The following is a 22,015-nucleotide window of genomic DNA, read 5'->3' on the forward strand; positions in this document are numbered from 1 at the left end:
CGCTGTTGATGGACATGAGTGCTGCGGCCATGAGGGTCTCCTTCGCGGCTCCGGGACGACGGTGTCCAGCGTAGGCGGGGATCCCGGTTGTGGAGAAGCCGCGACGGGTTCGAATCCGCGGTTCTCGGCCGGCGCCGTCATTTCGTCGCGCGGTCTCCGCTTCGCGCCGGGAACTGCGCTGGTGAGAGAGTGGATCAGTTCGCCTGCCCGGTTCGCGAGGCCGCGTGATCGATTGGGGCGGCCGCAGCGAGGGGGGCGCGCGACCCTACACGGTGACTTGACAGGCAAGTGTTCACTTGCCTATGGTCTTCCTCGTTGGGCGATCTCTTCAAGGCCCTGGCCGACCACACGCGCAGGACGATCCTGGACGAGCTGTGCGAGCGGGACGGGCAGACGCTGTTCGAGATCTGCTCGCGGCTGGCGATGAAGCACGGGCTCGGCTCGTCGCGCCAGGCGATCTCCCAGCACCTCGACGTGCTGGAGTCCGCCGGGCTCGTCGAGGCGCGCCGGCAAGGACGGTTCAAGTACCACCACGTCAACACGGCCCCGCTCGCGCAGATCGCCGAGCGGTGGCCCCAGCGGGAGGCGAGATGAGGATCAATCTGGCGAGCGTGCTGGTCGACGACCAGGACAAGGCGCTGCGCTTCTACACCGAGGTGCTGGGCTTCGAGAAGAAGACGGAGATCCCGCTCGGGGAGCACCGCTGGCTGACCGTCGTCTCGCCCGAGGACCCGGACGGCACCGAGCTCCTGCTCGAGCCGGACGAGCACCCCGCCGCGAGGCCGTTCAAGGCCGCGCTGGTGAGCGACGGCATCCCGTTCACCTCCTTCGCCGTCGAGGACGTGCGGGCCGAGTTCGAGCGCCTGCGCGCGCTCGGCGTCGCCTTCACGCAGGAGCCGACCGCCATGGGCCCCGTCACCACGGCGGTGCTCGACGACACGTGCGGGAACCTGATCCAGATCGCGGCCCAGGCGGGCTGAAAGGCGGGGCGCCGGCCCGCAGGCCGGCGCCCGACCTCGGCTACGGCGTCGTCGTCGACAGCGTGAAGGTCAGCGTCTTCGAGTAGCTGCCGGTCCGCAGCGCGTCGTTGGCGTTGATGTGCTGCTTGAACGCGACGTCGACGACGGCGTTGGACACCGGCGCCGTCCAGGAGGACTTCGACAGCGTCACCTGGAGCGGATCCGGCAGCGAGAACGCGCCGTTGGTCAGGTGGCCCGGATCCGAGACGCTCAGCGTCGCGTCACCCGCGGTCGAGACGACCGTGGCCGTCGTCGCCGCGCCGTAGTCGCCCGCCGTGCCCGGCGCGAACGCGCCGAACGATGCGGGCGCGCCGAGCGTCAGCGCCAGCGTGGCCGGCACGGCACCGCCGACCGCCGCCGTCACCGGCACGAGGTGGCTCACCCCCGCGCTCTCGCTGCGCGCATAGGCGCCCTCGCCCACATACGCGGCCGTGATCAGGTGCGAGCCGCCGCCCAGCGGCGGCGTCGGGAGCGTCGCGACGCCGCCCACCAGCGGCACCGGAGCGCCGAGCGGGCGGCCGCCGTCCTTGAACTGCACCGCGCCGGTCGGCACGCCGAGCTTCGTGAAGCCGGCGAAGTCGGCGCTGCGCAGCGCCTCGCCCATCAGGTCCGCCGGGAGCGGCTGCGCGGCCAGCGCCGCGCTCGTCCCCGCGACCGTCGCCGTCAGCGTGTCGCCGCCGTCGGCCAGTGTCGTGGTCGTCGGCTCGCCGCCCGCGACTCCCGCCGCCGCGACGGCCGCGCCGCCGCCGACGATCGGCAGCACGATGCGGCTGTTCTGCAGCGACAGCGTGATGTTCGCCGCGGTGGTGGACGCGGTCGTGCCGTAGTCGCGGTAGCTGCCGACGATCACGACGCCGATCCGGTGCCCGGCCGGGAACGTGTAGTCGTCCGGCAGCAGCGGGAAGCTGAACGGGTAGCGCCGGCCGGCGACGATCGGCGTCGTCTCCAGGCGCGACGTGCGGTGGCCCGCGTCGAGCACGCCCTTGGTCACCCGCCAGGCGGTCGACGTGATGTCGATCCGCTCGCCGACGTCCTTGTAGCACGCGTTGTCGGCCGGGCTGCTCTCACCCCAGCAGTCGGAGGTCGCGAGCGTCTGCACGCCGTCGGAGGTGCGCGAGACGCGCGGGAACGCCGCGCCGTAGTCGACCAGGATCGCGCCGAGGTGCGTCGAGGTCTTGTCGGCCGAGGCGTCCAGCTGCACGACCGGCGTGCCCGAGATCCGCAGCGGTGCCGTCAGCGGCGGCGTCAGGAACACGCGCCGGTTCGGCGTCACCGTCGTCTCGTTGGCCAGCATCGCCGTCTCGCGCTGCGCGGCGCTGTCCTGGAAGGTCGTCGTCTGCTCGGCGCCGGCGGCCGGAGCGAGCCCGAGCGCGGCGCCCGGCTGGAGGAACAGCTGCGTGGGCGTCGACCCCGGAACCGGCCAGCTCGCGGCGTCGTCGAAGTGGCCCGGGGCCGTCTCGACGCTCACCTGCGGCTCGTCCATGATCCCGTTCTGCACGCCCTGCAGCCAGTAGTCGAACCAGTGGTGCACCGTGCGCACCCACGCGGCGCGGTTGTTGTCGAACGGGTCGACGTGGCCGGTCTGCATCAGCCAGGCCTTGCGCGGCACTCCGAGGTCCGACAGCGCGTACCAGAAGCGGCTGAAGTGGTCGAAGCGCACGTTCTCGTCGCCCATGCCGTGGGTGAGGAAGACGCTCGCGCGGACCTTGGACGCCTCGTCGACGTAGTTGCGGTCGGTCCAGAACGGCGACGTGAAGTCGGCGGTGGCATCGCCGTCGGCGGCGTCGATCGCGTCGCGCACCGGCTTGCAGTAGTCGCGCCGATCGGCGTCGGTCACGGTGCTCGCAAGGCTCGAGACGTAGTGGTTGGCGCGCTGGATGACGCCGTTGGAGCGCGTGTAGTCGTAGTAGTCGTACGGGCCTGACTCGGCCACGATCGTCGTCAGCCCGGCGACCCCGGTGACGGCTGTGGCCGCGGCCAGCGCGCCGTCGTAGGACTTGCCGATCATGCCGGTCTTGCCGTTGAACCACGCGGGCGCGGGAACGAGGTTGCCGTTCTTGTCGTGCGCCGTGCGGCGGCCCTTGAACCAGTCGATCACCTCGGCGGCCGCGGCGTTGTCCGTCGGTCCCTGGACCGTCGGGCAGCCGGTCGAGTGGTTGGTGCCGGTCATGTCGACCAGAGCGATCGCGTACCCGCGCGGGACGAAGTAGTTGTCCAGGAAGAGCGGCCACTGCGAGAGCAGGCCGTTCGCATCGTCCTTCTTGAGCTGCGACTCGTTGCCGCGCCCGAGCGTCGAGTAGTACGGGCTGGCGTCCATGATCACCGGCGCCTTGAGCCCGTCGGCGGTCGCCGCCGGCCGGATGATGTCGACGGCGATCTTGTCGAGCGCGCCGTCGGAGTCGCTGTCGTAGTCGGTGTCGACCCACACGCGGTCGCGGATGGCATCCGCGTAGCCGAAGGCCGGTTGCGTCTCGCCGTTCGAGACCACGATCTGCGCGTGCGCGCTCGGCGCGCATGCCAGTACGGTCGCGGCGGCGGCGGCCGCGACCAGGAGCCTGCGTCCCTGCATCTGAGTCCCCCCTCAGTAGACCGGCCCCGACGCTACTCCTCGCCACCGGGAAATCCGTCCGACCGTCGAGTGAAATCCACGCGTCCGCTTTCGACACCTGGCGCCCCCAAGCTTCCGCCAGGGTTGTCGCAAGGTGCGTCCGGCATCGTCAGACGGCGGGATGAGGTTCACCCTGCGCCCTGCCCGATCCGACGACGCTCCCGCGACCAGCCGCCTGCTCGCCGAGCTGGGCTACCGCGTCGACCCGTCCGCGCTGCGCGTCGGGCTCGAGCGCGCGAGCCGCGCCGACGACGCGCAGGTGATCGCGATGACCGCGGGCGACGAGCTCGTGGGGCTCGCCGCGTTGGCGCTGGAGCCGGGCACGACCGGACGGCTCGAGGCGCTGATCGTCAGCGAGCCGCGGCGCCGCCAGGGCGCCGGGCGCATCCTGCTCGCCGCCGCCGAGGCGGTCGCGAGCGGCCGCGGATGCTCGGAGCTCGAGGCCGGCGCGGCGCTGCCGGGCGGCCGCCGCTTCCTGCGCTCGGCGGGCTTCGCGCACTGCTCCGGGCGGCTGGTCAAGCCCCTCCCGCACTAGCCTGCCCGGCATGGCCGAGGAACGCGTTGGGCTGTTGCTGCTGCACTACGGACAGGGATCGCGCGACGAGCAGGCGCGCGAGGAGCTCGCCAGAGCGCTCGCGGGCGCGCAGGTGACCGAGCCCGACGACGTCGGGGAGTTCGAGGTCGTGCTCGACGCGCGCGACCGCGAGCAGGCGCTGACGCGCGTCTTCGACGCGATCGCCGCATCCGGAACCGACGACCACATCGTGTTCGTCGAGCACCCCGACATCCCGGGGCACTGGCGCACCTCGCCGAGCCCCGGCCGCTGAGCGTCCCAGCGTTTCGCCAAGGAGGCTCCAAGGCGCGCGCGCTTGGCTACGCGGCATGAGCCGCAACCTCGCACGCAACTGGGACTACGCCGTGACCTCAGGAGCCCTGCTCCTGATCGTCGGCGGCCTCGCGCTTCCGCGCCTTCGCCGGCTGATGGTGCCGGACGACGACGGCCGCTGATCGGTGCGTCGCCTGGGGGCGTAGCCCGGCCATCAGCAGGCCGAGCATCCGCCCGGCCTGCTCGCGCTGCTCGAGGGCTGGAGCTGCAGTTCGCCGCGGGCTCGGCGAAGTGCACGGGTAACGGATGTGGTCTCTCTGCCGATCACGCTCGATCACCGACACGACAACGTCGCGCGCAAGCGATCATCGCCGCGCGCGAGCCCAGGGGGTGGCCTACGAACCTTCGAACTATTCGAAGGTTCGTCGTGCACCCCCTCCCCCCGCCCGCCCCGATCGGTCACGCGGCCTCGCGACCGCGCAGGCAAACCGACCCATTCCCTTACCCGCTCGTCGCCGGGTCGGCGGCCGCTACTTCGAGGACGTCAACGAGCGCGAGCCGCACGTCGACGGCATGGACGGCGGCGTCGCCCCCCACGCGCGCGATCCCGAGGCCGCCGAACGGCTGTGGCAGGCGTCCCTGGAGATGCTCGCGCGCACGGAGTAGGTTGGATCCATGCCCCGGGGACTGCTGATCATCGACATCCAGCGCGACTACTTCCCCGGGGGCGCGTATCCGCTCGTCGCCCCCGAGGCGGCGGCGGAGGCCGCACGCCGTGTGCTCGACGCGTTCCGCGCGAGCGGCGAGCCGGTCGTCCACCTCAAGCACGTCTGGGACGCGCCGGACGCGGCGTTCATGCGCCCGGGAACCGACGGCATCGAGATCCACCCGCTCGTCGCACCCGCCGACGGCGAGCGCGTGATCGAGAAGGCCGAGCCGAACGGGTTCATCGGCACGGGGCTGGAGGCGACGCTGCGCGAGTCGGGCATCGACTCGCTCGTCGTCGCGGGGATGATGAGCAGCATGTGCGTCGACGCGACCGTCCGGGCCGCCGTCGACCTCGGCTTCACGGCCACCGTCGTCCACGACGCCTGCGCCGCGCCCGACCTCTCCTACGAGGGCATGGACATCCCCGGCCTCTCGGTCCACGGCGCGTTCATGGCCGCGCTCGCCGACGGTTACGCGACGCTGGCCGGCAGCCGCGATCTAGCGTGAGGCCAGGCCGCTGAGCACGCCGTCGAGCGTCGCCTGGTCGACGTCGACGCTCCAGCCGCGCAGCAGGCGGCCGCCCTTGCCGATCACGGCGAGTGTCGGCGGCTCGGTGACGGCGTAGTTGCGCCAAGAGGCGCCGGTCGTGTCGATCCCGGTCGCGTACGGGACCTCGTGCTCGGCGGTGTAGCGCTTCAGGTCGGCCGGCTTGTCCTCCTGCGCGACGCCGACGAACACGACGAGGCCGCCGTACTTCTTCGCGAGCGCGTTGAGCATCGGCTGCTGCGCCGGGCAGCGCGCGCACCACGACGCGGTGAATGCCACGACGACGGGGCGCGTGGCCCACAGCTGCGCGCCCGAGACGCGCGTGCCGTCGAGCAGCGTCGCCGAGAACGCGGGGGCGCGCGGCGCCGACGTGTCCTCCGGCGCGATCCGCGCGCCCGCGGGAACCGGACCGGGCAGACCCGGCGAGGAGCCCGTGACGGGCGAGGACGCCGGCGCCGCGACCGCCGGCCCGCCGGTCGCCCCCGTCGCGCGCAGCCGCACGCTCGCGCCGCGCCCGAACGACAGCTGCGCGCCGCGGTCCAGCCGCAGCGTGTAGCGATCGCGCTCCGGCAGCCGGGCCGAGAACGTGACGGCGCACGTCGTCGGCTCGACCGCCGCGCCCTGGATCGCCTTCGCGCCGCGCCGCTCCGCCACGCCGGGCGGGAGCACGCCGCGAGCGAGCACCTGGCCGCCCGCGACGATCTCATAGGCCGCCCCCGGGCGGACGTAGACGTATCCGCCCGACCCTGAGCAGGCGCTCCCCGGCTTGCGCAGCGACGCGTCCTCCACGGCCAGCGTGATCTTCACCGGCGGTGGCGCCGCCGCGGACCCACAGCCCGCGAGCAGCGCCGCCGCGCAGAGGAGGACCGCCGGCCGCACTCCTACGGGCTCGTCGTCGAGAGCGTGAACGTCACGGTCTTCGAGTACGTCCCCGTCCGTAGCGCGTCGTTGGCGCCGATGTGCTGCTTGAACGTGATGTCGACCGGCCCGTTGGAGATCGGCCCCGTCCACGAGGACGGCGTCGTCTGCACCTGCAGCGGCTCGGGCAGCGAGAACGACCCGTTGCTCAGGTGACCGGGATCGCCGACGGTCAGCGTCGCGTCGCCCGCGGTCGAGACCACGTTCGCGCTCGTCTGAGCCGTGTAGTCGCCCGCCACGCCGGGCGTGAACGCGCCGAACGAGGCCGGGGCGCCCAGCGTGAGCGACAGCGTCGGCGGCACCGTGCCGGAGACCGGCGTCGACGGCGCGGCCAGCGAGCACGTCGCCGTCGCCGTCTTGGTCTCGTCGGAGACCGACTTGGCCGTCAGCGTGACCGTTGCGTTCGGCGCGGCGGCGGCGTCACGCGTCACGTACACGGGCACCGTGACCGACTCGCCGAACTTCGCGGTGGCGAGCTCGTTCTGCAGCGCCGCCGTCCAGCCCGACCCGGAGGCCGAGGCGGAGAGGCGGTAGATGTCGCTGTCGAACGACGCGGTCTCGTCCTGCGGGTGCAGCGCCGGGTCGGTCGGCGTGTCGGCGCCGGTGTTGGTCAGCGAGAACTCGCAGTTGGTGTACGTGCTCGAGAGCGTCTGGGCGGGCGCGTCGGCGACCGCCACGCCGCGCGTCTGCGGGCCGGCGCCGGCCGGGTTCTGTATGCCGAGCTTGTAGTGCAACAGGCCCTTGGCGTCCTTGTAGGTGTCGATCACGTAGAAGTGCAGCCCGTTGGCCTCGTCGACGTACTCGTCCTTGGAGCCCGAGTTGGTGCCCGCGTGGAACAGCGCGTCGTTGAGCTGGCGGTAGTCGGCGATCGTCCGCATGACGGGCGTGCCGTCAGGCTTCAGGTAGTCGACCATGTTCATGTCCTCCGGGTGCGCGTCGATCACCCAGGTGAAGCAGTTGTAGCCGCACTGGGAGCCCTCGGTGCCGCGCACGCCCGGATCCCACTTCTTGTTCTTGGCGATCAGCACGCCGTTGTCGGGCTCGAACGAGCCGTAGCCGATGCGCTGCACCGTCTCGAGCGTGTAGTTCGTCCACGCTCCGTTCGGGCCGCCGCCGTCGCATGTCGGGTTGGTGTTGACGTCGCACGCCGGCTCGTGGTCGACCGGCGCCGCCCCGTCGAGGTTGACCTGCACGCCCGCCCGCACCGAGGAGTTGACGTCCTTGGGATCGGTGTTGACCGCGCGGGCGATCACGTCGGTCACCGCCAGGCCGGACTGCGCCAGGCCGTTGCGGTTGAGCCGCAACACGTTCTTGGGATCGACGAATCCCATCCCGATCTTCGAGCGCAACGTGTGCTCAGCACCCATCGACGCGCCGTACTGCGCCGGCACCTCCCAGCGATTGTGCGGACCACCCGGGCCGTTGAACGACCCGCGGTCCATCATGTCCCACGTCCCCGAACCGACGCGGTGATACGGCGTCACGTACGGGTTGTTGTTGTTGTCGCCGACCGAGAAGATGTTGTGGCTGATCTCGTGCGTGATCGTGCCCGAGCTCTCGCCCTGGCGGATCGAGGACTCGCCCCACTGCTGCTCGCCGGCGAACCACGACGTCCAGTCGACGTAGCGGCTGATGACCCAGTTCGGCTTGGCCGGGTTGGGGTTGCCCCACGTCTCGCGCGGGATGTCCTCCTTGTTCTGGAACATCATCTCGCCGAACTCCTGCCACACCGACGTCTCGTCGTAGCCGGCGTAGACGAACAGGTGGATCGTCTGACCGCAGTTGGTCGACGGGTTGCAGCCCGACTCGTTCTGCCAGACGGTCTGCGCGTCGCGGTTGAAGTTCGTGTTGAGGCAGTCCTGGACGGCGCTGCCGTCGGCGGCCGTGACCGCGCCGGAGATCACGACGTGCGTGGCATCCGGGATCGCCGTGATCGTGCGCGTCGTGGTGCCGGTGCCGAACGTGATCACGTCGCCGACGTAGAAGACGCTCGAGTCGGCGACCGCGACCGTCGTGGCGTTCGTGTTCGCGCCCGCGACCGTCGTCGCGCCCGGGCAGCCGTTGCCGGTCGTGCCGTGGTTCTGGCCGATGTCATTGAGCCCGTACTGCGAGAGCTTCTTCGGCATCCGGTACGGCCCGTAGGTCTTGACGTCGGTGATGCCGATCTTGCCGCCGCTCTGCTCCATCCAGTAGCCGTTGATGGTCTGGTAGTGGTTGAGCGGGCTCGGGGTGTTGAAGAAGTCCTTGTAGAAGTTCGGCACGTCGGCCCGCGCGATCGGGTTGATCTGCGGGTTGCCGAACGGGTCCGACCCCTTCGGCTCCGTGATCACGAACGGCTGATCCGGGAAGTCGAACGCGACGAGCGCGATCGTGACCTTGCGCGCGGACGGCTGATCGCCGTCCGTCGCCCAGTTGTGCCCCGGAATCGGCTTGTAGTCGTTCCAGGTCATCGTCTGCTGGTCCTGCCAGTGCTGGGGATCCAGCGGTGCCGGCGTCGGCACCGGCGTCACGTCGGCCGCCGCCGCGGCGGGTAGCAGCATGGCTGCGGCGCCGAGCGCGGCGAGCGCAGTACGAAGGCGAATCAAGACACCCCTCTCCGTGGAGTACAGACCCTCGCGGCAACCCTACGTCGGGCCACGGGGGGTCTCATCCGCCAGCTGTCGAGATCGTGCGCGGCGCTATGCGACAGTCAGGACGGCGACGGCTCGCCGGCGACCGGGGTCTCGGCCTCCGCCAGGCGGCTGCGGAGCTTGTCGCGCAGCTCCTCCGGCGTGTACTCCTCGCTCTCGCGGCGCTGGCGCGCCACGATCGCGCCGGTGGCGGCCACGCCGGCGGCGCCGGCCAGTCCGAGGAGCTTCCAACGCGCCTTCATGAGCGCCGCGTACCTTATCCGTCCGTGAACCAGACCGCGCTCGCCCTCTACGAAGCCGTCGCCACCGCCGCGACCGGCGACATCTGGCTGTTCCGCGGGCGCACGCTCGCCGACCGGGCGATCCAGACCATGACCAACAGCCCGGTCAATCACGTCGGGATGGTCGTCGCACTCGACGACATGCAGCCGCTGCTGTGGCACGCGGAGCTCGGGCGCTCGCTGCCCGACGTCTGGACCGGCGAGCGCCAGCGGGGCGTCCAGCTGCACGTGCTGCGCGACGCGGTCCGGACGTGGGACGAGCGCTACGGCCAGCGTGCCTGGGTGCGGCGGCTCGAGGGCGCGGCTGTCACGCGCGCCCACGAGGACCGGCTGATGGAGGTCATCAACCGCTTCGACGGCAAGCCGTTCCCCACCACGCCGGGACTGATCGGCCAGTGGGTCAACGGGCGCTTCCGCCGCTCCTCCTCGAAGGAGACGATCTACTGCGCGGAGCTCGTCGCCGCCACCTACCAGCAGATGGGACTGCTGCCGGGCCGCCGGCCGCCGAGCTGGTACGACCCCGGCAAGTTCTGGAGCGGGGACGAGATCGAGCTCGCCGATCCGTTCGTGCTCGGCGGGGAGATCCCGGTCCGATGACGCACGAGGCGGCCCGCGGCTTCGACACCTCCGGCGAGCGCTACGAGCGCGGCCGGCCCGACTACCCCGACGCCGCTATCGACCGGCTGCTGGAGGAGCTCGGCCGCCCGGCCCGCGTGCTCGACGTGGGCGCCGGGACCGGCAAGCTCACGCGCCCGCTGCTCGCCCGCGGGGTCTCGGTCGTCGCGGTGGAGCCGGCGGCGGCGATGCGCGAGACGCTGCGGCGCTTGGCGCCGGACGCCGAGATCCACGGCGCCAGCGCCGACGCGCTACCCCTCCAGGACGGCTCGGTCGACGCCGTCGTCGCCGGCCAGGCCTTCCACTGGTTCTCGACGGCGGCCGCGCTGGACGAGTTCGCCCGCGTGCTGGCGCCGGAGGGACGGCTCGGGCTGATCTGGAACCGGCGCGACAAGCGCCAGCCGATCCAGCGGGCGCTCGAGGCGATCATGGCCCCGCACCGCAAGGACTCGCCCGAGCACGGCCGCGAGGAGTGGCGCGCGGTGTTCACCGCCGAGGCGCCGTTCGTGCCCGTCGCCGAGCACGAGCTCGAGAACGTCCAGCGCCTCGACGCCGACGGCGTCGCCGACCGCGTGCTCTCGGTCAGCTTCATGGCGGCGCTGCCGCAACCCGAGCGCGACGCGGCCGGCGCGCGCGTGCGCGCGCTGGCGCGGGAGCCCGTCGAGCTGCGCTACGTCACCGAGCTGTTCGTCTACGCCCGCCGATGAGGCGCCTGCCGATCGTCGCGATGGCCCTGCTGCTGGCCGCATGCGGCTCCTCGCCCTCGCCGTCGCCCGCCAAGCGTGCGTCCGCTCCCGCCCCTGCCCGGTTCGACGAGGCGGCGGCGTGGAAGCTGATCGAGCTCCAGGTCGCCGCCGGCCAGCGGCCCGCCGGCTCGCCGCAGCTGCGCCGCGTCGCCGCCGAGCTGCGCAGGCGCATGCCGGGCGGCCGCTTCGAGCCGGTCCCGGGCCAGCGCGGGCTGCGCAACGTCGTCGCGCGGCTCCCCGGCCGGCGGCCGGGGATCGTCGTCGGTGCGCACTACGACACGCTCGTCAAGCCGAAGGGCTTCGTCGGCGCCAACAACGGCGCGGCGGGGAGCGCGATCGTCGTCGAGCTGGCCCGCGCACTCGCGAAGCTCAAGCGGCCGGCGAGCGCGCGCGAGGTCACCTTCGTGCTCTTCGACGGCGAGGAGCCGCCGAGCGGCCTGCCGGAGGACGACCCCGACTTCGCCCACAGCGGCCTGCGCGGCTCGCGCGCATACGTGAAGGCCAACCCCGGCCGGACCGCGCAGATGATCCTGCTCGACTACGTCGGCAACCGCGGGCTCCGGCTCCCGCGTGAGGGCACGTCGGACGTCGAGCTGTGGAACGAGCTCCGGGCCGCCGCCGGCGCCGCCGGCAAGCTGCGCGTGTTCCCCGACGAGACGGGCACGGCGATCGTCGACGACCACACGCCGTTCCTCCAGGCGGGGGTGCCGGCGATCGACCTGATCGACTGGAGCTACCCAGGCCACACGCTCGAAGACGGGCTCGGGATGCTCTCCCGCGACGCGATCGACGCGGTCGGCGAGAGCGTCCTGGAGCTCGTCACACGGCTCGAGCGGTCCCAGGCGGCGGTCAGCGCGCCTTGACACGTCGGGAGGGCGGCGGCTAGCGTCCCCGCGTGACGCAAGCTAGCGTCCAGTTGGGCGGTCTGCCGGTCTGGGAGCTGCACTTCGACGCCGACGGCCGACGGCGCGGCCACGACGGCGCGACCGCGCTGGCCCGGGCGGCGGCGCGCGGAGAGATCGCCGACCTGCTGGTCTTCTCGCATTGCCGCAACAACGACCGCGCCATGGCGCGAGCGTTCGAGAACCGCTTCATCGAGCAGTTCGCCGCGGTCGCCAGTTGCGCCGGCGTCTCGCGACCGGTCGGCGTCGCCGTGGTGTCCTGGCCGTCGATGCAGTGGCCCGGCGACCAGCCGGAGCGGGACGACCGCGCCTCCGCGCCCGTGGCCATGCAACAGGCGTTGCACGCGCTCTTCGCCGATCCCGTGCAGCAGGGCGCGGCCGACACCGCGCTGGCGCTGCTGCGGCTGCAGCCCGAGGATCACATCGCGCTGGAGCGCTTCCAAGGTCTGCTCTCGCTGCTGGCCGAGGGCCCGCCGCTCGAGCCCGAGGACGACGGCAAGGCGGCGCTCCTCGAGCGTCCCGCCCACGAGGCCTTCGACGCGGTCGCGGCGCTCGATTCCCGGGGGCACGGCAACGGTTTCAAGCGTCTGTGGGCGGGAGCAGAGCACGCGCTGCGGCTGACGTCGTACTACCAGATGAAGAAGCGGGCGCGCGTGATCGCCGTGGAGGGCCTGGCGCCGGCGCTCACGCGCCTGCTCGAGCAGCCCGGCGCCCCGCGCGTGCACCTGGTCGGCCACTCCGCGGGCGCCCAGGTGATCGCGTTCGCGCTGCGCGGCCTGGAGCGCCGGCCGGTGCAGTCCATGACGCTGATGCAGGCCACGTTCTCGCACTTCGCGTTCGCCGAGTCGCTGCCGTTCGCCCCCGACCGCGCCGGCGGGCTCGCCGGGCTCCGGCAGCGCGTCGACGGGCCGATCCTCGTGACGCACTCCGTCCACGACCTCGCGGTCGGCCACGACTACGCGCGGGCGTCGATGCTCGGGCATGACGGCGGCCGGCCCCTCGACGCGCGCTACCGCTGGGCGCCGATGGGCTTCGACGGCGCTCAGTGCTGCGAGGCGGTCGGCCTCCGCCTGGAGCCCGCCGGACACGACTACCCGTTCGCGCCCGGCAAGGTGTTCAACCTCGACGGCGACGACGTGATCCGGTGCCGCCGGGGCCGGGGCGGGGCGCACAACGACATCCACCATCCGGAGCTGGCCTGGGCCGTGCTGCGGGCGGCACAGCTCGCATGAGGCTCAGCGCCGGAGCACGCGCGCCTCCCACGCACGCAGGGTGCCGTCCTGCGGATCGTCGTCGTAGTTGGAGAGCAGCGGCTCGCCGCGGGCGTCGAGCTCGACGATCACCGTCTCGCTCGAGCAGTTCGCGAGCACGAGGAGTTCCGTGCCGTCGAGCGCGCGCGTGTACGCGTACACGTGCGGGTCGTCGGCGAGCAGCGGCGTGAAGTCGCCGTCGGCGACGACCGGGAGCGAGTGCCGCAGCCCGATCAGCGCGCGGAAGTGGTGGAAGACCGAGCCGGGGTCCGCGACGGCGGCCTGCGCGTTGATCTCGGCGTGGTTCGGGTTGACCGCCAGCCACGGCTCGCCGGTCGTGAAGCCCGCGTGCTCGGACGCGTCCCACTGCATCGGGGTGCGCGCGTTGTCGCGGCCCTTGGTGCGCAGTGCGGTGAGGACGCGGCCGGGATCCTCACCCGCGGCGATCGCCTCGGCGTAGTGGTTGAGGGACTCGATGTCGCGGAAGTCCTCGATCGAGGCGAACGGCGCGTTCGTCATCCCGAGCTCCTCGCCCTGGTAGACGTACGGCGTTCCGCGCTGCAGGTGCAGGACGGTGGCAAGCGCCTTGGCCGAGCGAACACGGTGCTCAGGCGAGTCGTCGCCGAAGCGTGAGACGGCGCGCGGCTGGTCGTGGTTGTTCCAGTACAGGCTGTTCCAGCCGCGCTCGGCGAGCCCGAGCTGCCAGCGGTTCATGACCGCCTTCAACTCGCGCAGGTCGAGCGCGCGCAGGTCCCACTTGCGGCCGTTCTGGTCGAGCTGGACGTGCTCGAACTGGAACACCATGTCGATCTCGGCACGCGCCGGATCGGTGAACAGCGTCGCCTCCTCGACGGTCACGCCCGGCATCTCCCCCACCGTGAGCAGCTGCGCGTCGCGGCCGGCGAACACCTCGCGGTGCATCTCCTGCAGGAACTCGTGGATGCGCGGGCCGCAGTTGTTGAGCGCCGCGGAGTCGCCGTCGGGCAGCCCGGGCGGCTTGGAGATGAGGTTGATGACGTCCATGCGGAAGCCATCGACCCCGCGGTCGAGCCACAAGCGCATCATCGCGTAGATGGCTTCGCGGACCGCCGGATTCTCCCAGTTGAGGTCCGGCTGCTTGACCGAGAACAGGTGCAGGTAGAACTCGCGCGTCGCCTGGTCGGCCTCCCAGGCGGAGCCGGAGAAGAACGAGCGCCAGTCGTTCGGCTCCGCGCGCCACCAGTACCAGTCGCGCTTCGGGCTGTCCTTGGACGCGCGCGACTCCTCGAACCAGGGGTGCTCGTCGGAGGTGTGGTTGACCACGAGGTCCATCACGAGCTTCATCCCGCGCTCGTGCACGCCGGCGAGCAGCGCGTCGAAGTCGTTCAGCGACCCGAACGTCGGATCGACGTCCTGGTAGTCGCTGATGTCGTAGCCGTTGTCGTCCTGCGGCGAGGGGTAGATCGGCGAGAGCCACAGCACGTCGACGCCGAGCTGCTGCAGGTAGTCGAGCCGCTGCACGATGCCGCCGAGGTCCCCGATCCCGTCGCCGTCCGAGTCCGCGAAGCTGCGTGGATAGATCTGATAGACGACTGCGGGCTTCCACCACTGGCTCGACATTCGCTCAGTATGCGACACGGGCGTGGTGTCAGGGTCCGGGCACCGGTCGCCCGCGATGGCGCGGGGAGGCGCGAGCGCCCCGGCGGGATCGGCGAATTGCGCGGGTAAGGGATGCGGGTCCATCTCGCGTGCCGGCCTGACGGTCGCGAACGACCAATCGCTCGGCCCGATCGCGCACGAACGACCACGCCGCACACGAGCGCGAGGGGGTGCCCTACGAACCTTATATTCGAAGCTTCGTCGCCCTCCCCCGCCGCCCGCGAAACGATCACCGCTGCCGATCGCGCGCAGGCGACCTGACCCACTCCCTTCGGCGCGTCGACCGCGGGCGGCGTTCGCGCCTGGCACGCGGCTCGGGTCGACCGGCGACCCCGGTCCCATGAGGACAGGACCGCGGGCCGCGCGAACGGGCCCTGAGATGTGGACACCGGCGCGGCAGGACCGGTCGCCGGACCGCGGCTCGGGGGCGGCCGGCCGCGGCCCCCGCGCTCAGCGCGAGAGCATCCACCCCACGCTCAGGCCGTAGGCCGCGTGATCGGCCCACTGGCGGCCCTGCGGGAGCTCGCGGATCGCGGGGATGCGGCGGCCGATCACGCCGAGGTCCAGGGCGGCGATGCCGAGTCCTGCCAGCAGCCCCCAGCCCGGACCGCGGCGCGGGAGCGTGGCGAGTACCGCGGCCCAGCCGAACGAGAGCGCCACATGGACGGGCGCCGCCGCGGCGAGCAGGACGAGCGTGCGCTTTTCGTGCGGGAGCGCGATCGCGCCTGCGGCTCGGGCGCCGTCGAGCGGCGACTCGCCGCGCGCGAGCGTCCACGCAGTCGACGGGACGCCGGACACAACGGCGCCGAGCGCACCCGCCTTGAGCAGTTTCGACGTCATCCGGAGGCTTAACCGGCGCCTTACCGATCCCTATCCACCATTGCTGAAGCTTTCCATCGTGAGTACCGGCGGCACCAAGGAGAAGGGCCTCAGGGCAGTGTGGCGCAGCGAGCGCCGGGCGCGCTGGTTCTTCGCCGCCAACCTGCAGAACGCGCTCGGCACGGGCGCGGGCTACGTGGCGCTGCTGGTGCTCGCCTACGACCGGCTCGGCTCCGCGTGGGGCGCGACCGCCGTCCTGCTCGCCGACCTGATCCCGGCGATGCTGCTCGGCCCGGCGCTCGGGCGCCTGATCGACCGGCACGGCCGGCTGCGGTCCGCGATCGCCGCCGACCTGCTCGGCGCGCTCGCCTTCGCGGGCATCGTCTTCGCACACGGCGCGACCCCTTTATCGCGCTTGCGCTGGTCGCGGGCGTCGGAAGCGACCTCTTCCGCCCCGCGACCTGCGCATTGCTCCCCGCGATCGTGGACGAGTGCCGGCTCGGCGCCGCCAACGGGCTCTTCGGCGCACTGCGCGAGACCGGCCAGCTGCTCGGCCCCGCGCTCGCCGCCGGCCTGCTGCTGCTCGCCGGGCCGGAGCTGATCATCGCCTTCAACGCCGTCACGTTCGCGGCCTCCGCGCTCCTGCTCAGCCGCCTGCGCGGCGGCATCCGCCCGGTGGCTCCTGCTCCCGGGGAGGCGGTCGCCGCGGGCAGCGCGCGCTCGCTGCTGCGCGAGCGCACCGTCCGCTCGCTCGTCGGCACCTCCGGTGCCGTGATGCTGGTCGCCGGCGCCACCAACGTCGCCGAGCTGGTGATCGCGCAGCGCGACCTCGGCGCCGGCAGCACTGGCTTCGCTCTGCTCGTCAGCGCGTTCGGCTGCGGGATGCTGGCCGGCTCGCTGCTCGGCGGCCGCGCCGGCGACGCGCCCTCCAGCGCGCCAAGGGATTCCCTGACGGCACACGAGCGCGTGACCGCCCGCCACCTGACCGCGATCGCGCTGCTCGGCCTCGGCCTGGTGGGCACCGGCGCCGCCCCCACGCTGCCGCTCGCGATGCTTGCCTTCGCGCTGGCGGGCGTCGGCAACGGCCTCTTCCTGGTCACCGTCCGCGTGCTGATGCAGCGCCTGATCCCCGCGCACCTCCACGGCCGCGCGTTCGGCCTCCAGGGTGAGCAGCCCTAGAGGGAACTGATTGACCCCGCCCGCCGCGAGTCAACTCGCGGCAGCGGCGGTTCAAGGGTCCTACGCGACAGCCGCGAGCGCGCCGTGCGCGAGCCGGTGCGCCGCGTTGCGCAGCGCCTCGACCATGTGGTCGACGAGCGGCTCGTCCTCCCCCGCGCGCACGGCGGCGACGATCTCGCGCGCCGGGGCGCGGCCGCGCAGCGGCAGCACGACGATGTCCGGGCGCGAGCTGATGAGCGCGATCGTCGGGATCAGCGCGACGCCGATCCCGGAGGCCGCCATCCCCTGCAGAGCCTGGTAGTCGTCGGACTCGAAGCTCACGTTGGGCTCGTAGCCGGCGTCGCGGAAGGCGTGCAGGACGACGTTGGAGTCGGCGCAGGTGCCGGCGACCTCGGTGATCAGGAACGCCTCGGCCTGCAGCTCTTCGAGCGAGACCGACGTGCGCGTCGCGAGCGGATGGTCCGCCGAGACGGCGAGCCGCAGCTCGTCGCTGCAGACGGGCAGGTACTCGACGCCCGGACGCGGGTTGGACGGCGACAGGGCCGACTCGACGATCAGCGCCACGTCGACGCGGCCGGCCAGCAGCGCGTCGAGCGCCGGCTCGTTCTCGAGCACCTGCAGCACGAGCTCGCCGTCGGGCCGCCGCGCGCGCAGCTCGCGCGTCGCGCCCGGGACCAGGCCCGCGGCCGCGGTCGGGAACGCGGCGACGCGTACGCGCGCACGCCCGATGCCGGCGGCGAGGCGCACCTCTTCCTCGGCGCGGCGGGCGGCGTCGAGCAGCAGCGAAGCCTGTCGCAGCATGACCTCGCCCGCGGGCGTGAGCGAGACGCCGCGGGCGCCGCGCTCGAGCAGGCGCGCGCCGACCGCCTCCTCGAGCCGCCCGATGTGCTGCGAGACCGCGGGCTGCGTGAACGACAGCGCGGCGGCCGCGTCGGAGAACGAGCGCCGGACCGCAACCTCGCGGAACGTGGTGAGGAGCTTCAGGTCGAGCATCACGCTCCATTATGCATACGGAGTCAATTCATCATTGGACATGATCGTGTCGAGGCCTCACGATCTCCCCATGGACTCCCTCGTCATCCGTTCCGCCACCACCGCCGACGCCGCCGCGCTGCAGCGGCTGGCCGCCCTCGACAGCCGCCGCCTCCCGGCCGGCCCCCACCTGCTCGCCGAGCTCGACGGCCGCGCCGTCGCCGCGCTCGCCCTCCCCGCCGGCGGCGTCGTCGCCGATCCTTTCACCCGCACCGACGGGATCGTCGCGCTGCTCGAGCGGCGCGCCGATCAGCTCGAGCGCTCGATCGCCGGGCGCAGCCCGAGGGTCGAGGTCGGCCCAAGGTGGCCGAGCTTGTCCGGGTTGAGCATCGAGTAGACGCGCGCGATCCGGCCCTCCGCGATCTCGAGCCCGACGACGTTGACCAGCAGGCCGTCGGCGTCGAGCGTGCGGAAGCCTGGGGCGCCGTTGACCCACACGGGCTCGAGCGTCACCCCGCGGCGCTCGACCTGGCCGTAGAAGCTCGACAGCGCCCGCGCGACCGCGGCCGCGCCGACCATCGGCCGCGCGATCGAGCGCGCCTTCCCGCCGCCGTCGCCCACGAGCGCGACGTCGGCCGCCAGCACGCTGACGAGGCCGTCGAGGTCGCCCTCGCGGGCGGCGGCGAGGAAGCGCTCGGCGAGCGCCCGGCCTTCGGCGGGATCGACGTCGAAGCGCGGGCGCGCGTCCTCCTCGAGCCGCCGCCGCGCGCGGCTGAGGATCTGGCGGCAGTTGTCCTCGCCGCGATCCACGATCCCCGCGATCGCGCCGTAGTCGAGGTCGAACGACTCGCGCAGCACGAACACCGCCCGCTCGACCGGCGTGAGCCGCTCGAGCAGGACCAGCATCGCGATCGAGACCGATTCCTCCTCCTCGACGCGGCGCGGCGCCTCGGCCTCGACGAGCGGCTCGGGCAGCCACGAGCCGACGTAGGCCTCGCGGCGGACGCGCGCGGAGCGAAGCACGTCGATCGCGATCCGGATCGTGACGGCGATCATGAACGCGCGCTCGTTGTCAGGCGCCTCGACGGTCGTCCGGCGCAGGAACGCCTCCTGCACGACGTCCTCGGCCTCGGCGACGCTGCCGAGCATGCGGTAGGCGATCGAGAAGAGCAGGGGCCGCAGCTCGGGCACCGTCACAGGATTCCATGCCGCCCCGTCCGGGGGGCATGCGCCGAGTGCGCGGGCGGCTGCCGGCGCTCGCAGCTCGGGTGGGTGCCGAGCCGGCCGAGCCGGCGTGACGGCTTCCTGGAGGCGGTCGCTAGTTGAAGTCGCCCTCGTCCGGATCCCAGCTCGGGCGCCCCTGCTGCTGCGGCGGCTCTGCCTCGCGCACGGGGCGCTCGGCCTGGAGGATCTCGATCTCGGCGATCTGGGACGTGGGCGGATGTATCGGTTGAGGCTGATGCGGAGTCATGTAGTTCCAACCATGCAGCAACCGGTGACGGAAATCCTAGGCCCGGGGGGTGGGACCCCGCGTTCGGGGGGTCGCTCACCCGTTCGGGCTATACCGCGGTGGGAAGCGGCTCCGGCGCGTCCGTGCTCGTCGCACCGAGGCCCTGTGCGAGCTCGCTGAGCGTGCCGACGGCGCGCTCGAGATCCTCCGGCGGCGCGCAGTAGGGCAGCCGGATGTGGTGCTCGAACGTCCCGTCGACGCTGAAGGACGGGCCGGGCGTGATCAGGATCCGCTCGCGCGCAGCCGCGGCGGCGAGGCGCGTCGCGACCGGAGCCGGGAGCCGCACCCAGGCGCTCAGCCCGCCGTGCGGGCGGCGCGCCTTCCAGCTCTGCGGCAGCGCCTTGAGGAGGGCGTCGCGGCGCGGCGCGATCAGCGCGCGGCGGTTCGCGAGCGTCTCCTCCCAGTGCGCGAGCAACTCGGTCGCGATCAACTGCTCGAGCACGGGGCTCGCGATGTCGTGGTCGGCGCGGGCGGCCGCGAGCTCGCGCACGAGCCGTGGCGCGGCGCGCACCCAGCCGATGCGCAGGCCTCCCCAGGCGGACTTGCTCATCGAGCCGACCGTCACCACCGCGGAGTCGTGAGATGCGAGCGGGGCCGGCGCATGCGGTCCGTCGAGGCGCAGCTCGGCCGTCGTCTCGTCGGCGATCAGCGTCACGCCCGCGCGGGCGCACACATGCGCGAGCGCGGCGCGCTGCGCCGCGGCCATCGTGATCCCGGTGGGGTTGTGGTGATCGGGGATGGTGATCGCCAGCCGCGGCGCGGCGGCGGTGACGGCCTGCGTCCACGCGTCGACGTCCCAGCCGGCGGGCGTGAGCGGGACGGGGACGGCGCGGGCTCGCGCGCCGCGGATCGCGGACAGCGTGCGCGGGTAGGCGGGCGCGTCGACGAGCACGCGGTCGCCGGGCGCCACCAGCAGGGTGAGCAGGAGATGCAACGCCTGCTGGGCGCCGTTGGTGATCAGGATCTGGTCCGCGCCGGTCGGCACGCCCCGCTCGGTGAAGCGGGCGGCGACGGCCTCGCGCAGCGCGGCGATGCCGGCGGCGGCGAAGCCGAACCCGGGCGCATGGCGCGGGAGCTGGGCGGCGGCACGGGCCGCCGCTTCGGAGAGCAGCGGCTCGGGCGCGGGCAGCGCGGCGATGCTGAGATCGAGGCCGCGCGCGCCGGCGAACGTGCTCGGCGGCGGCGCCGGGCCGGCGCCGGCGGGCAGCGTGAGCCAGCTGCCGGCGCCGCGCGCGCTCGTCAGGTAGCCGTCCTCGCGCAGGCGGTCATAGGCCCGCGAGACGGTGCCGCGGCTGAGGCCGAGCTCGGGCGCCAGCGCCCGCTCGGACGGAATCCGCGTGCGGACGGCGAGGCGGCCGTCGACGACGAGCGCGCGCAGCGCATCGGCAAGGCCCTGCGCGGCGTTGCGCGGGCGCTGCCAGCCGTCGCCCAGCGTCTTGGCCAGCGTGGCCGGCGCCACCGTCGTGCTCATGGAGCCATGATCGCGCGATTGGCATTACAAGTCCAGAGCCATTTGCGCTTTGATGGACCCATGCTCCTCCGTCGCCTCGCGCAGCTCTACGGCGGTCTCGTGCTCTATGGGGTCAGCGCATCGCTGATCCTCCTGGCCGGGCTCGGCAACGATCCGTGGGACGTGCTCCACCAGGGCCTCTCGCGCCAGACCGGCATCGGCACGGGCTGGTGGGTCTGCATCGTCGGCGCGCTCGTGCTGCTGCTGTGGGTCCCGCTGCGGCAGAAGCCGGGACTCGGGACGTTCAGCAACGTCGTGGTGATAGGCGTCGCCGTCGAGGTGATGCTCGCGCTGTTCGATCAGGCCTCCGATCCGGCGGTACGGGTGATCCTGCTCGTGGCCGGCGTGGTGCTGAACGGGCTCGCGACCGGGCTCTACATCGGCGCTCGCTTCGGACCGGGCCCGCGCGACGGACTGATGACCGGGCTCGCCGCGCGCGGTCACTCGATCCGCGTCGTACGCACCGGCATCGAGGTCACGGTGCTCGTGCTCGGCGCGCTGCTGGGCGGGACCGTGGGCATCGGCACGCTCGTCTACGCCGTCTCGATCGGCCCGCTCGCGCACGTCTTCGTACCGGCGTTTACGATCCGCGCGCCGGTCGCGCAGCCGGCCTGACGGCGGCGACGTGGTCGCGTAGGCCGCAAGGCACGCCGCGACGGCGAGCGGGGCGGCGACGAGCCGATCTCCGGCGCGGCGGAGGCGAGCGCGACGCAGAACGCGAGGTAGCCGGTGAGGCCCTGGACCACGCCGCGCAGGAGGCTCGCCGCGGCGAGCGGGCCGCGCGCGCTCGCGCTGCTGCCCGCGCTGATCGGGACCGCGACGCCGGAGGTCGCGGTCCGCCCGATCGCCGAGGGCCGCCTGCGCCGCACGATCTTCACCGCCGTCCGCGCGGCGACGGCCGACGCGCCCGCGGTGATCGCCGTGCGCAACGCGCTGCGCGCCGCCGCGCGCGGCGCGACGGCCCGGCGCGGCGATGCGGCACTCGTGCGTCGTTAGCCGAAGCGGCCGGGGTCGGTCGGCGAAGTGCTGGGCGCGGGGCGCGTCGTGCGCCCGACGTCGTGCAGCGCGACCTCAGACGGCCGGGCGAGCAGCTCGCCGACGGCGAGCTGGTAGGCGGCGTGCTCGGGCGAGCCGAAGTGCGCGCGCATCGCGTCCGTCGACGCCCACGTCTCGACGACCAGGAACGTCACGGGCTCGTCCAGCAGCTCGGCGACGTCATAGCCGACGCAGCCGGGCTCGCCGCGGGAGACCTGCGCGCGGTCCGTGAGCAGCGTCCGCAGCTCCGCCGCGCGTCCTGCCAGCCCCGCCATCCGGGCGACGACGACGTGGGTGCTCATG

General features: G+C 72.9%; 26 protein-coding genes. 15 read left to right on the forward strand and 11 right to left on the reverse strand.

Going from position 1 to position 22,015, the window contains the following annotated elements:
• Positions 1-315: 315 nt before the first annotated feature.
• Both H958_RS0117385 and H958_RS0117390 read left to right on the forward strand, forming a co-directional pair.
• The gene (locus H958_RS0117385; RefSeq protein WP_028059604.1) at positions 316-594 is read left to right on the forward strand and encodes an ArsR/SmtB family transcription factor; all 279 of its coding nucleotides are present in this window, start codon (positions 316-318) and stop codon (positions 592-594) included.
• Positions 591-980 (forward strand): VOC family protein, encoded by a 390-nt coding sequence (locus tag H958_RS0117390; protein ID WP_028059605.1) that lies wholly within the window; start codon positions 591-593, stop codon positions 978-980. Before H958_RS0117385 ends, H958_RS0117390 begins: the two co-directional genes overlap by 4 nt.
• A gap of 40 nt (positions 981-1,020) precedes the next feature.
• On the opposite strand, the gene H958_RS38160 is transcribed toward H958_RS0117390, so the two are convergent.
• On the reverse strand, positions 1,021-3,588 hold the full coding sequence (locus H958_RS38160) for a CocE/NonD family hydrolase (protein WP_051324432.1): 2,568 nt from the start codon (positions 3,586-3,588) through the stop codon (positions 1,021-1,023).
• A gap of 160 nt (positions 3,589-3,748) precedes the next feature.
• On the opposite strand from H958_RS38160, the gene H958_RS0117400 reads away from it, so the two are divergent.
• The 5 genes from H958_RS0117400 (at position 3,749) to H958_RS0117425 (ending at position 5,668) form a co-directional block, all read left to right on the forward strand.
• On the forward strand, positions 3,749-4,162 hold the full coding sequence (locus H958_RS0117400; protein WP_028059606.1) for a GNAT family N-acetyltransferase: 414 nt from the start codon (positions 3,749-3,751) through the stop codon (positions 4,160-4,162).
• A 10-nt stretch (positions 4,163-4,172) separates the two neighbouring features.
• Complete coding sequence (locus tag H958_RS0117405) at positions 4,173-4,454, forward strand: hypothetical protein (protein ID WP_028059607.1); 282 nt, start codon at positions 4,173-4,175, stop codon at positions 4,452-4,454.
• Between the two features lie 55 nt (positions 4,455-4,509).
• Entirely contained in the window at positions 4,510-4,635 is a 126-nt protein-coding gene (locus tag H958_RS48735) for a hypothetical protein (protein WP_255325428.1), read from the forward strand.
• Between the two features lie 124 nt (positions 4,636-4,759).
• Positions 4,760-5,119: a hypothetical protein gene (locus H958_RS46370; protein WP_156028039.1), complete on the forward strand. Its 360-nt coding sequence runs from the start codon at positions 4,760-4,762 to the stop codon at positions 5,117-5,119.
• Between the two features lie 9 nt (positions 5,120-5,128).
• Positions 5,129-5,668 carry a cysteine hydrolase family protein gene (locus H958_RS0117425; RefSeq protein WP_028059608.1) on the forward strand — a complete coding sequence of 180 codons (540 nt, stop codon included), beginning with the start codon at positions 5,129-5,131 and terminating at the stop codon, positions 5,666-5,668.
• Here the strand turns inward: H958_RS0117425 and H958_RS43570 are convergent.
• From H958_RS43570 to H958_RS46375, 3 genes are all read right to left on the reverse strand, one after another.
• Positions 5,660-6,514, reverse strand: coding sequence for a TlpA family protein disulfide reductase (locus tag H958_RS43570; protein ID WP_196807409.1), 855 nt, complete (start codon positions 6,512-6,514; stop codon positions 5,660-5,662). The genes H958_RS0117425 and H958_RS43570 overlap by 9 nt on opposite strands.
• Before the next feature lie 74 nt (positions 6,515-6,588).
• Complete coding sequence (locus H958_RS47620) at positions 6,589-9,165, reverse strand: hypothetical protein (RefSeq protein WP_051324434.1); 2,577 nt, start codon at positions 9,163-9,165, stop codon at positions 6,589-6,591.
• A 149-nt stretch (positions 9,166-9,314) separates the two neighbouring features.
• Positions 9,315-9,497 carry a hypothetical protein gene (locus tag H958_RS46375; RefSeq protein ID WP_028059609.1) on the reverse strand — a complete coding sequence of 61 codons (183 nt, stop codon included), beginning with the start codon at positions 9,495-9,497 and terminating at the stop codon, positions 9,315-9,317.
• A gap of 24 nt (positions 9,498-9,521) precedes the next feature.
• On the opposite strand from H958_RS46375, the gene H958_RS0117445 reads away from it, so the two are divergent.
• Genes H958_RS0117445 through H958_RS0117460 form a run of 4 tightly spaced genes read left to right on the forward strand, consistent with a single transcriptional unit; the run spans position 9,522 to position 13,031 of the window.
• Positions 9,522-10,133, forward strand: a complete 612-nt coding sequence (locus H958_RS0117445) for a C40 family peptidase (RefSeq protein ID WP_028059610.1) — start codon at positions 9,522-9,524, stop codon at positions 10,131-10,133.
• A complete protein-coding gene (locus H958_RS38175; protein WP_051324435.1) occupies positions 10,130-10,858 on the forward strand; it encodes a class I SAM-dependent methyltransferase in 729 nt (242 codons plus the stop codon). Before H958_RS0117445 ends, H958_RS38175 begins: the two co-directional genes overlap by 4 nt.
• A complete protein-coding gene (locus H958_RS0117455) occupies positions 10,855-11,760 on the forward strand; it encodes a M28 family metallopeptidase (RefSeq protein WP_028059611.1) in 906 nt (301 codons plus the stop codon). Before H958_RS38175 ends, H958_RS0117455 begins: the two co-directional genes overlap by 4 nt.
• A gap of 32 nt (positions 11,761-11,792) precedes the next feature.
• Positions 11,793-13,031 carry an alpha/beta hydrolase family protein gene (locus H958_RS0117460; protein WP_028059612.1) on the forward strand — a complete coding sequence of 413 codons (1,239 nt, stop codon included), beginning with the start codon at positions 11,793-11,795 and terminating at the stop codon, positions 13,029-13,031.
• 3 nt (positions 13,032-13,034) lie between these two features.
• Here H958_RS0117460 and H958_RS0117465 read toward each other — a convergent pair whose 3' ends face one another.
• Together H958_RS0117465 and H958_RS38180 are read right to left on the reverse strand one after the other, a co-directional pair.
• Complete coding sequence (locus H958_RS0117465; protein WP_028059613.1) at positions 13,035-14,648, reverse strand: glycoside hydrolase family 13 protein; 1,614 nt, start codon at positions 14,646-14,648, stop codon at positions 13,035-13,037.
• 489 nt (positions 14,649-15,137) lie between these two features.
• The gene (locus tag H958_RS38180; protein WP_051324436.1) at positions 15,138-15,527 is read right to left on the reverse strand and encodes a hypothetical protein; all 390 of its coding nucleotides are present in this window, start codon (positions 15,525-15,527) and stop codon (positions 15,138-15,140) included.
• A 216-nt stretch (positions 15,528-15,743) separates the two neighbouring features.
• Between H958_RS38180 and H958_RS45185 the strand changes: the two genes are divergently transcribed.
• Positions 15,744-16,685, forward strand: coding sequence for an MFS transporter (locus H958_RS45185; protein ID WP_196807410.1), 942 nt, complete (start codon positions 15,744-15,746; stop codon positions 16,683-16,685).
• Positions 16,686-16,745: 60 nt separating this feature from the next.
• Here the strand turns inward: H958_RS45185 and H958_RS0117485 are convergent, their stop codons facing one another.
• On the reverse strand, positions 16,746-17,678 hold the full coding sequence (locus tag H958_RS0117485; protein ID WP_028059616.1) for a LysR family transcriptional regulator: 933 nt from the start codon (positions 17,676-17,678) through the stop codon (positions 16,746-16,748).
• A gap of 70 nt (positions 17,679-17,748) precedes the next feature.
• On the opposite strand from H958_RS0117485, the gene H958_RS0117490 reads away from it, so the two are divergent.
• Entirely contained in the window at positions 17,749-18,054 is a 306-nt protein-coding gene (locus H958_RS0117490; protein WP_028059617.1) for a hypothetical protein, read from the forward strand.
• Here H958_RS0117490 and H958_RS0117495 read toward each other — a convergent pair.
• From H958_RS0117495 to yczR, 3 genes are all read right to left on the reverse strand, one after another.
• Positions 17,967-18,848 carry an RNA polymerase sigma-70 factor gene (locus H958_RS0117495; protein WP_231379282.1) on the reverse strand — a complete coding sequence of 294 codons (882 nt, stop codon included), beginning with the start codon at positions 18,846-18,848 and terminating at the stop codon, positions 17,967-17,969. The genes H958_RS0117490 and H958_RS0117495 overlap by 88 nt on opposite strands.
• Before the next feature lie 127 nt (positions 18,849-18,975).
• Entirely contained in the window at positions 18,976-19,128 is a 153-nt protein-coding gene (locus H958_RS46380; protein WP_156028040.1) for a hypothetical protein, read from the reverse strand.
• Between the two features lie 88 nt (positions 19,129-19,216).
• A complete protein-coding gene (gene yczR / locus H958_RS0117505) occupies positions 19,217-20,638 on the reverse strand; it encodes a MocR-like transcription factor YczR (protein ID WP_028059619.1) in 1,422 nt (473 codons plus the stop codon).
• Positions 20,639-20,698: 60 nt separating this feature from the next.
• Between yczR and yczE the strand changes: the two genes are divergently transcribed.
• Positions 20,699-21,292 (forward strand): membrane protein YczE, encoded by a 594-nt coding sequence (yczE, locus tag H958_RS38185; protein WP_051324437.1) that lies wholly within the window; start codon positions 20,699-20,701, stop codon positions 21,290-21,292.
• Between the two features lie 114 nt (positions 21,293-21,406).
• Positions 21,407-21,673 (forward strand): type 2 periplasmic-binding domain-containing protein, encoded by a 267-nt coding sequence (locus H958_RS0117515; RefSeq protein ID WP_028059620.1) that lies wholly within the window; start codon positions 21,407-21,409, stop codon positions 21,671-21,673.
• On the opposite strand, the gene H958_RS43575 is transcribed toward H958_RS0117515, so the two are convergent.
• A complete protein-coding gene (locus H958_RS43575) occupies positions 21,670-22,014 on the reverse strand; it encodes a putative quinol monooxygenase (RefSeq protein ID WP_051324438.1) in 345 nt (114 codons plus the stop codon). The genes H958_RS0117515 and H958_RS43575 overlap by 4 nt on opposite strands.
• Position 22,015 lies beyond the last annotated feature (1 nt).

Origin of the sequence: Candidatus Solirubrobacter pratensis (assembly GCF_000425945.1) — a bacterium.
GTDB lineage: Bacteria > Actinomycetota > Thermoleophilia > Solirubrobacterales > Solirubrobacteraceae > Solirubrobacter > Solirubrobacter pratensis.